At 48.8% G+C, this 14,635-nt stretch carries 10 protein-coding genes and 2 pseudogenes; 3 read left to right on the top strand and 9 right to left on the bottom strand.

Features of this window, described 5'->3' with window-relative positions:
- Positions 1–184 precede the first annotated feature (184 nt).
- From ACFQ88_RS19710 to ACFQ88_RS19695, 4 genes and pseudogenes are all read right to left on the bottom strand, one after another.
- Positions 185–1,438, bottom strand: a complete 1,254-nt coding sequence (locus ACFQ88_RS19710) for a serine hydrolase domain-containing protein (RefSeq protein WP_239625187.1) — start codon at positions 1,436–1,438, stop codon at positions 185–187.
- Between the two features lie 14 nt (positions 1,439–1,452).
- A pseudogene (locus ACFQ88_RS19705) lies at positions 1,453–2,291 on the bottom strand (pentapeptide repeat-containing protein).
- Positions 2,292–2,306: 15 nt separating this feature from the next.
- Positions 2,307–2,639 (bottom strand): annotated as a pseudogene (locus tag ACFQ88_RS19700) (PadR family transcriptional regulator).
- 489 nt (positions 2,640–3,128) lie between these two features.
- Positions 3,129–4,700: an FAD-dependent oxidoreductase gene (locus ACFQ88_RS19695; RefSeq protein WP_379455841.1), complete on the bottom strand. Its 1,572-nt coding sequence runs from the start codon at positions 4,698–4,700 to the stop codon at positions 3,129–3,131.
- A gap of 449 nt (positions 4,701–5,149) precedes the next feature.
- Between ACFQ88_RS19695 and ACFQ88_RS19690 the strand changes: the two genes are divergently transcribed.
- On the top strand, positions 5,150–6,691 hold the full coding sequence (locus tag ACFQ88_RS19690) for an FAD-dependent oxidoreductase (protein WP_379455839.1): 1,542 nt from the start codon (positions 5,150–5,152) through the stop codon (positions 6,689–6,691).
- A 195-nt stretch (positions 6,692–6,886) separates the two neighbouring features.
- Here ACFQ88_RS19690 and sigJ read toward each other — a convergent pair whose 3' ends face one another.
- Positions 6,887–7,750, bottom strand: a complete 864-nt coding sequence (gene sigJ, locus ACFQ88_RS19685) for an RNA polymerase sigma factor SigJ (protein WP_379455837.1) — start codon at positions 7,748–7,750, stop codon at positions 6,887–6,889.
- A gap of 44 nt (positions 7,751–7,794) precedes the next feature.
- Positions 7,795–8,991, bottom strand: coding sequence for an NAD(P)/FAD-dependent oxidoreductase (locus tag ACFQ88_RS19680; RefSeq protein ID WP_379455835.1), 1,197 nt, complete (start codon positions 8,989–8,991; stop codon positions 7,795–7,797).
- A gap of 174 nt (positions 8,992–9,165) precedes the next feature.
- On the opposite strand from ACFQ88_RS19680, the gene ACFQ88_RS19675 reads away from it, so the two are divergent.
- Complete coding sequence (locus ACFQ88_RS19675; RefSeq protein WP_379455833.1) at positions 9,166–10,044, top strand: RCC1 domain-containing protein; 879 nt, start codon at positions 9,166–9,168, stop codon at positions 10,042–10,044.
- A 200-nt stretch (positions 10,045–10,244) separates the two neighbouring features.
- Here the strand turns inward: ACFQ88_RS19675 and ACFQ88_RS19670 are convergent, their stop codons facing one another.
- Together ACFQ88_RS19670 and ACFQ88_RS19665 are read right to left on the bottom strand one after the other, a co-directional pair.
- The gene (locus ACFQ88_RS19670) at positions 10,245–11,030 is read right to left on the bottom strand and encodes a class I SAM-dependent methyltransferase (protein ID WP_379455831.1); all 786 of its coding nucleotides are present in this window, start codon (positions 11,028–11,030) and stop codon (positions 10,245–10,247) included.
- A gap of 89 nt (positions 11,031–11,119) precedes the next feature.
- Entirely contained in the window at positions 11,120–12,409 is a 1,290-nt protein-coding gene (locus ACFQ88_RS19665; RefSeq protein WP_379455829.1) for a bifunctional DedA family/phosphatase PAP2 family protein, read from the bottom strand.
- A gap of 294 nt (positions 12,410–12,703) precedes the next feature.
- On the opposite strand from ACFQ88_RS19665, the gene ACFQ88_RS19660 reads away from it, so the two are divergent.
- Entirely contained in the window at positions 12,704–13,867 is a 1,164-nt protein-coding gene (locus ACFQ88_RS19660) for an MFS transporter (protein WP_379455827.1), read from the top strand.
- 249 nt (positions 13,868–14,116) lie between these two features.
- Here ACFQ88_RS19660 and ACFQ88_RS19655 read toward each other — a convergent pair whose 3' ends face one another.
- Positions 14,117–14,521 carry a DUF6223 family protein gene (locus tag ACFQ88_RS19655; RefSeq protein WP_379455825.1) on the bottom strand — a complete coding sequence of 135 codons (405 nt, stop codon included), beginning with the start codon at positions 14,519–14,521 and terminating at the stop codon, positions 14,117–14,119.
- Positions 14,522–14,635 lie beyond the last annotated feature (114 nt).

Raw genomic sequence — 14,635 nt, 5'->3', positions numbered from 1 at the left:
ATTTTTATATTAATTATTTCAATTTTATAAGATACTTCCCCAAAGATTATTAAACGAATCCATTGGGATGTAGCCAGTTTGGGACACGATAGTTGAATAGAGCGCATCTAATAAGAAAAGGCCACCCCTAAAGGATAGCCCTAAAACTTGCCGTTACAGACAGCGCGGTGAGCCGTATCAAAAATCAGTCTTCGATTGCCTGGTAGACCGTGGTCCAGAAATCGTGGATAAGCCTCGCTGAATCCGGGGTGGACATCCCGACCTGGGTAAGCAGGATTCCGGTGAGCTGGTTGTCCGGGTCGGCGTAGGTCGAGGTGCCGCTTCCGCCATCCCAGCCGAACTGGCCGATGGACGCGTAGTCACCGCGGTAGGTGCGCACCGCCATTCCCATCCCCCAGCCGCCGTGCTGCCCTTGGCCAAATGACACATGGACATTGTTGGCGGCCATGGCGTTTCGGGCGTCTTGTTGCTCGGGCGTGAGGCGGTTGGTGGTCATCAGCTCGACGGCTGGCCGGGACAAGATCCGTTCGCTCCCGTGCATTCCGTGATTCAGCAGCATCCGGAAGTAGGCGTGGTAGTCATCAACGGTAGAGACCAGCCCGCCACCGCCTCCCTGGAACGCCGGAGGCTGGCTGTGGCGTCCCCCTTTGGCCTCGTCCCACACGATGAACTCTCCAGTCTGCGGGTCGGGGGCATAAAGGGGCGGCAGCCGGTCGATCTTGTCGGCGGGCACATGGAAACCGGTGTCCTTCATGCCTAGGGGGGCGAAGATGCGTTCGCGCAGAAACGTCCCAAACGGCTGGCCCGTGACCCTGGAGACAAGCACGCCGAGTAGATCGTTGCTGATGTGGTACTGCCAGCGCTCTCCAGGCTGATGCATCAAAGGAAGGGCTCCTAAGCGGCGCATCCACTCGTCCGGCTCGGGCATCGGCTCCGGTAGATCGGGCGTGAGCCCCTGCTCGAAGATCGCGCCCATGATCGGAGTGCCGAGCGACGTCATATCCATGCCGAGCCCGAACGTGGAGGTCAACAGATCCCGTACGGTGATCGGCCGCCGCGCCGGCACGGTGTCGTCCAGCGGGCCGTCGATCCGCTTCAGAACTCGCCGGTCGGCAAGTTCCGGCAGCCACGTCTCTACCAGGTCATCTAGCCGCAGCCTGCACTCATCGAGCAGGACCATCGCCGCCGCCACCGCTACCGGCTTGGACGTCGAGGCCATCCGGAAGATCGTGTCCCGGCGCGTCGGCGCGCCACCGTCATGGCGCATCGTGCCGATCGCTTCGACGTGCGTCTCACCGTACCGGCTGACCAGAGCGACGAGCCCAGGAATCTTCCCGGACTCGACATGACGTGCCAGCACGTCGCGCATTCTGCGCAGCCCTGTTTCAGAGAAACCGCTGCTCCTCGATCCAGTTGTAATCTTCGACTTGTTTTGCATGTTCTTCCCCTCCCTCAGATAACCGTTACTTTTGACAAATCGGCACCAATGCCTTTAAGGGCGGCATAGGTCAGCTTATCTATCATCGCGCCGTCAAAACAGATGGTTTTGATAGCACGGTAATACTTATTGGTCAAAGCAAAGCCAGAATGGAAAGACACATTCTTGAGTGTGGCTCCCCTGAACGAAACTTCGTTCAATGCCGCCTTGGTAAACTTAACGCCGTTAAAGGTTTGCCCGTCAAGACATATACCACGCAGATCGGAGGAATGAAAGTCAACGCCGTCAAACATACAGTTTTCAAAGATCGTTTGTCTAAGGTCGGTCATAGTTAACTTGACATCGGTCAGCTTTACATCTTTAAATTTTGTACCGGCCAACCCCGACTTGCTAAAGTCGGTACGTACGAGAATGGATCTATTGAAGCTCGAATCCGCAAGGTCAATTGTAGTTAGGATGCAGTCCGTCAGATTTGCATTGTCAAAATTAGCTTCACGCACATTGCTGCTCGCAAATGTGCTGCCTGTCAAGTCGGCCCCTGCAAAGTCGGATCCCTGCAGCGCACTTGATGTAAATTTTCCTTTATGCGCGATAACGCCTGCAAAATCGCTCTTTGCTAGATTACTCGCGCTGAGATTGGTCAGCACCTGCCGCTCCAGCGAACGAGAGAGATTTGTCCAATGCTATCAATCGTCTTCTTAAACGCAGTGTCATCATCCATGCCCTCGGCTTTCAGTTCTTGGTACCGCTCCTGCAAATCGGAGAGCAGGTCCGCCTTTAATTCGGTAACGCTCTTCACTCCGTCGTATGGCGCAAAAACCCCATTCAGATAGTTCGTCAATTTCTCATTCATAACATCAAGTCTCCTTTATAATAAGTTGTCTAGCACACGCTTGGCGTACTCCCAAATGCTCTTGTTGCGATCGTAAGTTTCCTTCCTTGCCCTCCTCGGTAATTCATAAATATTTGCGCCTTCCGCCTTGTGATTCATCGCCCCAATGCGACTCGATATCTCCGTCAGCCTCAAGCCTCCGTACGCTCGAATACATCGTGGCTTCCATTAATTCGTACTCGCCGTCTGAACGCTCGGCAATCAGCTTGACAATCTCGTAGCCGTAGCGGTCAGCTTCGGATAAGTGCCTTAAATTATCGTATCCGTATGTCCGTGAAGAAGGTCGGATGTGATTTTGTTCTCTATCATGTAATCACTCCCACAACTGCATGATACGACACATTACTGTGACTGTCAAGGTAATATTTTAAATTTACTACTTTGCCTATAAAATATTTCGCACAATCACGCGGCACCCAATCGATCTATGATTTTTCTCCTTGCCTCGCCCGTAAAGCACAACATCAACAAGTTTCGTTACGCTTATCGGCAGCAGCAACAATCCAGCGGTGGTTCCGGATACAAATGGCCAGAGTTCGGTCGTCAAACTAAAAGCTCTCATAAAAACAACCTCCGCCATATTTAGGCGAAGGTTGTCCATGCATTAATAAACAGCAAATACTGCAGCATCCGCTTCGGCATGACCGGCATCGCTGCTCTCCCTTGCAGCATCCGAAGCGGCGAAGCACGCTATTCGATTCGAAGCGTTGTAACCGATTCAGCACTCAACACGTCAAAGCAGCAACTTGTCTTAAACCGCTGCTGCTTTATGTTTATTAAACACGAGCAAACAGAATTTTACACCGGACCGACTTTAGGCCATGAAAGCTCGATCCCGTGCTCCTTCAGCAGCTTTTGCAAGTCCGTCAGCTTATTCTTGTCAGCGCGAACTTCACGCGGAGTGTAATCTTTGGCAAGACAAAACGCAGCCGTGTAGCCTGCGGATTCCCCGATATTCCACTCGACCGGGTGTAGCCGGAAGCAGCCGTTCGTAATATGGGTAGTTCCGATGTTTTTGCATGCGGCAAGAAGATTGTTCATTCTTCTTGGGATTAGACTGCCTAGCGGGATTTGGAACGGCACCGACGAGATGTCCAGGAACGTGCGCCCGCTCATACTCGGATGCAAATCGATTCGATAGCAGCCTATCCCGACTGAATCGGCAAAGCTCTCCGCCCCCTCCTCGCCTCTTAGGGCAGCGCTGACGTGCTGCTCAAGTACCGTAAACTCCGCTTTGATCCTACGCGATTCGCGTATATAAGGCGCTTGGGCCATGCCGTCCTCGGTGCCCACAACATCCGGCCGCAATCGCAATCCGGGATAGCCTGCTTTCCCGTCCGGGCGGGGCGCTTCGGTTTGAAGCCAATACAACAGCGAATAGCTTAATTGTTTCGCCTGCCGCAGGTGCTTGTGCGATTCGTGGTCCGGCACATCATAGATGTTGCCTAGGAAGTAATCGTTCTGTGCCCAATTCACGAGCGAAATGTCCGACGAGTAGGTTCCTTCTGTAAAATTGCTTTTATCAATGATCCGCCGGTAGAGAAATAAAGGATATTTGTCCGTTCCGGGAAATAAAGCCTCTTCCGTTGGTTCGAGTGTCCTCGGATCGGGAGATACCCAATTCAGCAGCGGATTCGGCCATATCGGAGGTTGAAAGGATCTCCAGAATTCGTAATCCTTCGGCTTGTCAATCGTGTGATCCTCACCTTCGAAGTAATCCATTGCGAAGCAATAGGTGAAAGCTTGAATGTCGAGAGGATTGGCCGGTCCGTCCAAAGCGTGGGGCTCCTTCGTATCTCGCTTGGACTCGGCACCGGTCACATACTCCACACCGGTCAGAGGAAGCAGATCCCCGCACTCCGTTGCATCAAGGAAATATCGGGCGTGAATCGTCGTCTTATCCCCGCAAGCATCCTGCACCGTGACTGCCCGCACCGAATCTCTTTCAACTTCGGCTTTGACCGCCTTTGTACGTGTTTGGATGATCAGCTTTCCGCTATTGACGTACGGAGCCAGCATCAGCTGAAGAACAGCGAGCATGGCTCTAGGCTCCGCGCATAGTCTGCTTACCCCTCCATTGCCGGGATTCAGGTAAACGGAAGAGCGGCCGGCATCGGACAACGGATAATAATGTCGGTAGTAGCTGCGCACATGATCTCTAAATTTGCGATAACTGCGCGTGCAGCCGAACTGCTCTATCCATGGATGCTCGTCCGGCGGAACCGCCTGGCTCGTCAACTGACCGCCTATCCAATCGCAAGCTTCGGCCATGTAGACGGTGTGTCCCATACCGCATGCTGCCAATGCTGCCGCGCAGCCGCCAACTCCTCCGCCGATAACGGCGATATCGACCTTCATTTCTCTATTCATCCTTACTTCCTCCTCACCTATCGGCTTCATTTCGATTTCATTACTTAGACGGCAGGAAATCGTAGAACGTTACCTGATATTCCACGAAATTCCATTTGTAACCCAAAATAAAAAAAGCCTGATCTCTCAATCAAGCTTCCTTCCTTTGCTTACCCTGATTTTGGCCTATTGAAACGATTTCCCTAAACTTCGTTCAACCGCCATGATATCTATGATCTGCTTGCTGCCGGGACGTATCATGACTACAACGTATACGTGTCTCTTCCGATTTATCTGTTCATGTCCCCCTTGAGAAAATGAAATGACGGTACGTTTGCCGGCGGATGCATGCAGCCGCCTTTTTTGAATGTAACTATGTGAGCTTATTTAGAAGCTTATTCAGATAAAGTATAAAAACCGCTCCATTGATTAATATTATGAAAAAAATACCATTAAGGGGAAGATACCAAATGACACTACCGCATGAATCTTCAACCGGTCTCCCGCAATATCCTGAATCCTACTGGTTAGCTTCTTCCCGTATTCCTAGCTTTTCTAAGCTAACCCAAGACATATCCGTAGACACGGCGATCGTCGGAGGAGGCATATCCGGTATCGTTACGGCTTACATGCTCTCCAAGCAAGGGCTTAAGGTCGCATTGTTAGAGGCCGGACAAATCCTTAACGGAACCACCGGGCATACAACTGCCAAAATTACGGCCCAGCATGACCTGATATATGATGAGTTCATTTCTCACTTTGGCGAGGAAAAGGCTAGGCTCTATTACGAAGCGAACGACGATGCCTTGCGTTGGATTAAACAAACCATCAAGGAGCATCAAATTTCATGTGATTTTGCGGAAGAGGATGCTTATATTTATACGGCTTCCGATGACTATGTGCAAAGGATTGAAAATGAAGTTAGAGCCTATGGAACCTTAGGTATCCCAGGCGCGTATCTGGAACGGACGCCGCTGCCTTTTGAGACTAAAGCCGCTGTCGTGATGAAGAATCAGGCGCGGTTCAACCCGATTCCTTTTTTAACGAAATTGGTTGAGCAATTTACCGCTCAGGGCGGACAAATTTATGAACATACGACAGCTGCAGCAGTCGAGGAAGGTGATCCGGCCACGGTTACTACCCTTGAGGGTCATAAGGTTACCTGCCGTTTTGTTGTATCGTGCTCCCATTTTCCTTTTGGAGGAGGAGGATTGTATTTTGCAAGATTGCATGCCAGCAGATCTTACGTGCTGGGTGTGCGGACGGATAAACCTTTTCCCGGAGGCATGTACTTAAGCGCCGAAGAGCCCAAGCGTTCACTCCGCTCGGTGACGATTGACGGGGAGCCGATGATTCTTATCGGGGGGGAAAGCCACAAGACAGGGCAAGGCATCTGCACCATCAAGCATTATGAGGCCTTGCAACTGTTCGGTGAAGAAACGTTCGGACTCAAGGAAATTTGCTACCGGTGGTCGGCACAGGACTTGATTACATTGGATAAGCTTCCTTATATCGGGCCAGCGACCGCGGATACTCCTAATATCTTGATTGCCACAGGCTACAAGAAATGGGGTATGACCAGCAGCGTAGCGGCGGCTTTATTAAATGTCAAAACGATAACCGGTGAACACAGTCCATATCAGGAGCTGTTCACGCCGTCCAGATTTTATGTGGACCCGAGTCTTAAAACATTCATTGTGGAAAACGCGGATGTCGCTAAACATTTGATAGCCGGTAAGCTCGATATGTCCGATAAGCTGCATCCGGACGAGCTGAACCGAGACGAGGGCGGCGTGGTAAGAGTGAACGGTAGGCGGGCGGGAGCCTACAGGGACGAGCACGGTGAGCTCTATATCGTGGATACGACATGCACCCATATGGGCTGCGAGGTGGAGTGGAACAACGGCGACAGAACATGGGACTGCCCGTGCCATGGCTCCAGATTCTCCTATAAGGGCGAGGTCATCGATGGACCTGCGAAAAAGCCTTTAAGCAAGGTCGAAGCCTTGTAGCCAGTGGGTAACTAAAGAAATGCCGGCCATAGCCGGCATTTCTTCATTTTGGGGCTTTTCCGGACAAAGGAAAAGCCCCTTCCGCCATAATGCTGTCTGCGGAAGAGGCTGCTCTTATAATAGCTTCTCGATCTCCTCATAGAAGAGCGAGCTCGCCGCTGCCAACGAGTTTATGAAAAATCTTCAGTCGATTACCTAAAGCCGTGCAAGCTTATCCGGGTTTCGAACGGCATACATTCTGGCAATCTTTCCGCGTCGGAGCTGCATGAATAAAACGGCCACGGTTTCGTCCTTCGACCGGATTACGATACTGGTCTCCCCATTCAAAGGGACGAACTCGAAGTGAAAATCACCCTGAAAATTGGATCTTAGGCTGTGGATCCCATCGAGCAGGACTTGGGCCACGTGATCGCTCGTTTGTACCGGATGCCTAAACGCGATTGCTTTCCCGCCTCCGTCGGCGATGAACATGACGTCTTCAGTCAACAATGACATCACATGTTCGACGTTCCCTTGCTCGAGGGAGGTGAGGAACCGGCTCACCCATTCCAATTCGACTTCTTCGGCCGCAACCGGCTCGCCCTCGGATATGCCCATTTTGCTTCTTGCCCGGCTCAACAGCTTGCGGCAGTTCGCCTCTTGCTTGCCGAGCAGTTCCGCGATTTCGGGATAATCGAAGCCCAGCGCCTCACGCAGGACGAAAACCGTCCGCTCTGTCGGCGTCAGCCGCTCCAATAGTACTAGCATGGCATACGACAGCAAATCGCGTCGGACGACCTTCGTTTCGATCGTCTCCTCCTCAGACGTCCTAATTGGTTCGGGGAGCCAAGGGCCCACGTACATTTCCCTCTTCTTCCGCGCCGACTTCTGCAGATTGAGGCAGCGATTGGTCACCATTTTGCACAAATACGCCTTCGGTTCCTCCAGACGTTCGGGATGTACGTCGCACGCCTTAACAAACACGTCCTGCACAGCATCTTCCGCGTCGGCAGCTGAGCCTGTCAACTGATATGCCAGCGTGAACAGCAGCGCTCTATATTGATCGTACAGTTCCTCCATCCGTCATCTCACCTTTTCCTGATGTTGATATTGGTATCTAGCTGCTATCGTAGCATACTGCCTTTATCCCATGCCAGCTGCCTGATTTTCCACCCCAGCTTTCCCGTGATGATAATATTCAGTCCCCATTTGCGTCCCCATACAAATCCGCGATTCTCCCCCAAGCCGATGCAGAAGAAATCCAGTATCGAGCTGGCGGATGTGTGAACAGGCGCGGGGCGGCCCTCCAGATCGGCCATGACGATTTCCCCCAGTCTATCTGCCTGCAGCGCGCCTTCTCCGGCCCTCATCAAATCGGTCTTTCCGTTTCTCGGATCGACGATTCTCGCACAGTCTCCGATGCTGTATACGCCCGGCGCCCCTTTGACTCGGTAGCATTCGTCCACCAGCACTTGACCTTCGGGAGTAAGCGGCAAGCCCATACTTCGTAGGGCAGGATTAGGGATCAGACCAATTGTCCATATACATAGGCCAACCGGAAGACAATCGCCATTACTGAGCTTCACCGCTCCTGCTTCCGCCTGCATCACCTTTCGATTGTAAAGTACTTTTACGCCGTATTCGCCGAGAAACAGATCCAATTTCTTGCCTATTTTTTCCGGCCCTTCAAGGAATAAGCGTTTTTGTCCGCTCAGCAAATAGACAGAGATGTCGGACGGGTTCAGTCCTAGCGACGATGCTTCCTTCTGCATCTCAAGCGCCAGCTCGGCGGAAGTTTCTACTCCGCTGATGCCCGCTCCCACAACCGCAATCGTCATCAGTCGCTTTCGTTCCTCAGGGTCCGTCTCACCGACAGCTTTCCGCAGGTTAGTGTGCCAGCGCTCCCGGATGTTTACCGCGGCTTGCGGATCGGTCAAGGCGATGCCGCCCCGATCGGGTTCCAGCTGCCGAGCGATGCTGCCGACCGCCACGACCAAAAGGTCAAACGGCATTTGGGCATGATTTCCTTGCGCATCCTCATAACGAATCTGTTTTCCCCCGCTATCCACGGACGTAACCTTACCTTGTACGAATTCGACACCTTCAGAGAACGAGTAGTTCGTCCATGGAATCATAATCTCTTCTTGGCTCACGGCTGGCCGGAACAACAGCATTTTGCGCACATGACCGGGCTGCTTGTCGATCAGAACAAACCGGATCTGCCGTCCGTTCGCTATGCCCCGGGTCTCTTCCTTAATTGCTTTGAGCGAATGAAGCCCAACGTGGCCGCCTCCGATGATTACACAAGTCAAATCGTTCATCTTTCCTCAGCTCCTTATCGTTTTGCTCATATAACAACGTAAGCCTCTGATTTGTGACATCGAAAACGAACGAATGATAAATCATGCATGGGTTCGTTTAATTTTTGAATCGTTGAAAATTCACGAAGGTTCTGCAATACTATCTATAAAATTATGAATTAGGGGGGATCGATTATGGAAACCGTTGAGCCAAAAGCATACAACTCGCAGGTCGGCGCACTGGCCGCCATTGCGGCGGGTTATCGTCAAACTATCGGACTTAAATCGGACGGCACAGTGGTGGCTGCGGGTGATAATAAATATGGCCAATGTGATGTAAGCGGCTGGCGTGGTATGGTGGCGGTTGCAGCGGGGAATGCTCATACGGGTAATTCTCATACAATCGGTCTTAAATCGGACGGCACGGTGGCGGCTGTGGGTTGGAATAAGCATGACCAATGCGATGTAAGCGGCTGGCGCGATATGGTATCGGTTGCAGCGGGTTGGCGTCGAACCGTCGGGCTAAAATCGGATGGCACGGTGGTGGCTGTGGGTCGCAATAATGAAGGCCAATGCGAGGTAAGCGGCTGGCGTGATATGGTGGCGGTTACGGCGGGTGACTGGCATACCGTTGGGCTAAAATCGGACGGCACGGTGACGACTGCAGGTAATAATCGTTATGGCCAATGCAATATAAGTGGTTGGCGTAATATGAGAGCGGTTGCGGCGGGCTACCTTCATACCGTCGGTCTTAAAACGGATGGTACGGTAGTGGCTGTGGGTTGGAATAAGCGTGACCAATGCGATGTAAGCGGCTGGCGCGATATAGTGGCGATAGCGGCGGGTAGTAATCATACCACCGGACTTAAATCGGACGGCACGGTAGTGGCAGTGGGTTGGAATGAGCATGGCCAATGCAATACAAGTGACTGGTGCGATGTGGTGGCGGTTGCGGCGGGTTGTGCTCATACCGTCGGGCTTAAATCGGACGGCACGGTGGTGGCTGTGGGTCGCAATAATGAAGGCCAATGTGATGTAAGCGGCTGGCGCAGCATCCTACTACCCGGCAAATAGTTTTCAATCGGTTCAGTACAATGTGCAGAGCTTCATCGGATGGTCCTCCTTATTTATGAACACAACAAGACCGCACGAAAGCCGACTCCTGTGGATCGCGATCATGCGGTTCTTTCGCATTCCGAAATATTTACACTGTGAGTGGGTGTAACCGCCGGAACTATTTTTGCTTGAGAATCCGGCAATATCAAGAGTACTCTTTAGCTTAAACTACACTTTTTCCGCGCTGTTACAATGGGCTGGTAGTAACCTGATTCCGATGGCATAGACCATTCGATATCCGTGAACCCAGCTTTACTTAAAAAATGATCAAATTCTTCTCTTACTATAGCTCTGTATCTCGTTCTGTTATGTTTTGTTATCCATTGCCCATGAATTTCTTGTAGTAAAAAATGGTTTATCTGATAGATTTTCGCGTCATCTGACCAATCCCAAACCTGAAATACAATTCGTTTGCCGTTCTCGAAAATGCGTGGCTCTGTAGCTCTCGGCTTTTCTTTTACCAGCGCATCATAATCTCTTATAGTAATGATAAGAATGCCCTCATTTTTAACTTTTGAATACATGCTGCTTACAGCCAGATGTAAATCTTCATCGGTCAGAAGGTGCGGGATTGCATTATCTGCGGAAAGAACGACATCAAAAACTCCGGAAACATCTTTTTCTAATGAACGAAAATCAGCTACCCCAAAGTTTATCTCTACCCCGAACGATTCCGCCTCTTTTGCCGCTCTTTCTATGGATAGTGGACTTATATCAGTACCCGTTACTAGAAATCCGTGATTAGCCAACCCTATTGCTTGTGTACCGATACCACAGGAACAGTCTAAAAGCGAGGCACCCTCTTTGCTTCCACTCGCGAGTTTTGAATGAATAAATTTGCTTAAAACCTCACCTTGCCAAGAAATCGCATGATACCAGTCAACGAAAATAAGATGATAATCCTCCGCTAGATCATCATAAAAATCTAAAACAGACTCATCCAATATATTCACCACCTACTTGGTAGTTATAATCTTCAATGGTAATTTCGACAGTTCTCAATCAATTCCTTCCTTTTTATTCCACCGCTTAGTTACGACTGCAGGCTCATTCTATTGCTTCTTAGCCAACGGAAAATTTCAAGAAGTACAACGATTAAACTGAGCCAAACACCGCCAAATACATAACCTGCTACGACATCGCTTGGATACTGTATCTCAAAATAAATACGGCTGATACCAACGAAAAAAGAAACCGTAAGTACAAGAATAATAGCTGCGGTCCGAAGCCATGCCAAATTAACGTGGCGAACTAACAGATACACTGCAAGTCCTAAGAAAATAACAGTTATTAGCGTTTGTTCACTCGGAAAAGTGCCGATCAAGTTTTTAGGCCCGGTTCGGTGAAACAGCCGTCGTAATCCCTCGTCCCACAGTTCACCGCCAATCAATCCAATGAATAGGAACCATAATTCGAGTGCTCGGTCATATCCTCTGAAGGCTATCCAGATACATGCAAGCGCAGCTGTACCTAGGAGTACTTGCATGGATGCCAAGTACGCAAATCGATTCATCCAAACGGTCCAGGTTTCATTGAAAATGGCATGTATAATAAAAGAGGTGATCATATCAAACTCAATGAATTCATTCGCTAATAAGTCTTGAACTAACCCCCACATAATGATAAAAAAGGTAAGAAATACACCAAAGGCCGTAAGAATTAAAAATTTGACTTTTCCGGTTGAGCCAAAAGCTTTGATCACTGAATTCAATCCATTTATTGTGGCATCGTTTAAGTAACTCCTATATCTTTTTAATACGTAAACAGTAACAAGGACCACAACGGCGATAATTCCCGCGATAAGTAAATACTTTGTAATCGCCCGATGAAACTGCTCCCACTTAGGACCGAGTACTTTTCCCAAAGAAATAAACGTACTTGTCCATATCAAAGACCCTAAATATGCATAAATCATATAGGTGCGATATGTCATCCGTGTAACTCCTGAAAAATACCCTGTAAAATGCCTAATTCCAGGAATGAAGTAAGCGATGATTAAAAGTTTGTTTCCGTAACGTTCAAACCATTGCGAAGTTTTCTTAAGCTTGTCTGGCCCTAAATGAATTTTAGAACCATACTTTTCAAAAAATGGGATCCCAAGTTTAAATCCGATCCAATAGGAAAGCGTCATTCCAATAGATGCCCCTAAAGCCGCTGTCAGAATACTCATGATCCAATTGAAATGCCCTTGATAAATCATCAGTCCTGCATAAGTCATAAGGACTTCCCCCGGCAGAGGTAACGCCAGCAGTTCAAGCATAAGGGAAACCGCTAAGACATAATATCCATATTGGTCCATTAAGTTTTGAATGAAATGTGCCATTTTACCTCCATGGAAAGAACGATAACAGCTTTAACTAGTCTTAACCTCCTAAGTTAAAATTACCCATAAATGAAAGCACAATTTCTAATGTTATTCGTACTCGAGCCCATTAACTGTGTTCTTTTTGTTCGTATATCTTCAGACTAGCATCGGTTGGAAAAATACATAAGCCTCCTTTATTTCTAACATAAATAATACTCATTATTTTCATACAATTATTGGCATTATAATTTAAAAGGAAGTTTAAGTACGTATTTTCAAATTTTGAAAAACATTACTTTATTGGAGGTAGAAATGACAAACATCTGGATACTAGGGCTTGTTAGCTTTTTTACCGATATGGGGACGTATATGGTAACTCCATTAATCCCCATTCTGCTTGCCTCGTCCGGACCTTTTATCATTGGAATGATTGATGGATTATCGGAGAGCTTAGCCAGTATTTTAAAATTATTCTCCGGCCGGCGTTCGGATCGTCTGAAGAATAGAAAAGGTCTTGCTATCGTAGGGTATGGCTTATCCGGTGTAGGAAGAGTATTGCTGCTTATATCAAGCTCCTGGATCGGTGTTTTTATCTGGAAGCTTATAGATCGTACGGGGAAAGGAATTCGAACGGCACCGCGGGATGCGCTTATTTCGGAGTCCGGCGGTAAGAAAAAGCAAGGAAGAGCATTTGGTTTCCATCAAATGATGGATATGTTAGGTGCTTCAATCGGGATCGGAGCTGCTTATTTGATCTTACGAGTAAATGGAGAACAGGACCTTAAAGATGTATTTCTCTACTCTCTCATTCCTGTAATTATTGGTTGGGTACTGTTATGGGGAATTAAGGAAAAGAAGAATGAACCTGAAAAAAAGGACCTTCCAGCTGCGGCAAAACCGAAGCTTGATTGGAAGCGGTTAAATCCGAACGTCAAAAAATTAATGGTTATTGTATTTCTGTTCACTATTGTAAATTCATCGAATTCATTCCTTTTACTAAGAGCCGCAGATTTAGGTATTTCAACTGCAAATGTTTTACTGCTATATCTTCTCTTCCATCTTGTTGCGTCTTCTTTCTCTTATGTCTCTGGCGTGTTGTCCGATCGGTTCGGTCGAAGAATTCTGTTAACCGCCGGATATGGGCTATATGGAATTGTATATATAGGTTTTGCAGAAGTAAATACAACGATCGGCCTCATTATTTTATTTATGCTTTATGGGCTATATTCAGCTTTTACCAAAGGGGTTGAAAAGGCTCTGGTTGCTGATTTAGCAAACCCGGAAAGTAAAGGAACTGCTCTTGGTTTTTATGCTATGATAACGGGGATTGGCCTATTTCCTGCTTCATTGCTAACAGGCTGGTTATGGCAATTATTTGGCGCTGAAGTTTCGTTCTTTATCAATGGGATCATCGCAATCATTGCATCGATTATGTTATTTCGAACACTCTCTTTTTCCGCTAGCAAATCAACTTAAATCATATCGTCATAACTACTTATTTGAAAAAGCCGCTTATCTTTTATATAAAAAAGAATGATATCGTAACTATATCCATATTCAAAAAACGCGCCAGTACTCCTTAGTACTGGCGCTATTTTTGAGTTCTACAGAACGATGTTTCGACAACTTGCCTATTTCAGGAGATAACCGTCGTGCCCTTCCCTCTCACAACCCTGTGCCATTGAAACACGCTCATGAAGGACAGGAACAACAAACATGGTCGGGTCAGCCGGCGCGGCGGGAGCGGGAGCGAGCCAGAGTTAGCCCAGCGAGGACCATACTGATCAGCCCCATCACGATAGCAATGATGGCCCCGGCTCGCCCACTGCCGGTGCCGAAATCACCAGTGAATAGGGTCAGATGCAGCAGAGCGTAGGCTATGACAATCAGTCCCAGCACCGCAGCGGCGATAGCCCCACGTCGACCGGAGCCCGTACCGATGCGACCGTTGGAGCGGGCAAGAGACAGCCCGCCGATGACCGCGCTGATCAGCCCTGCTACCGCGTCCATCGTGGCCCAGAGTCTCCCGGCGGTTAATCCGTATCCGACATTCCCGTTGGTCACTTCAGCGGATACAATAGTTGGAACAAATAGAAATGTACAAAGTATTATGAATGAAACTAGCTTCATTTTCATTTGATTCATTACTCCTCTTTGTTGAATGTTTTCATTGCAGCACCGCACTTTTAATCGACATCGTACACAATCCGCAACACGTTCCCTACGCCTTCAATATTACGTTTT

This window comes from Paenibacillus sp. NPDC056579 (genome assembly GCF_042793215.1).
Taxonomy (GTDB): Bacteria; Bacillota; Bacilli; order Paenibacillales; family NBRC-103111; genus Paenibacillus_S.
The sequence above is the reverse complement of the archived record's forward strand: the minus strand, read 5'-3'. Positions and strand labels throughout refer to the sequence as shown.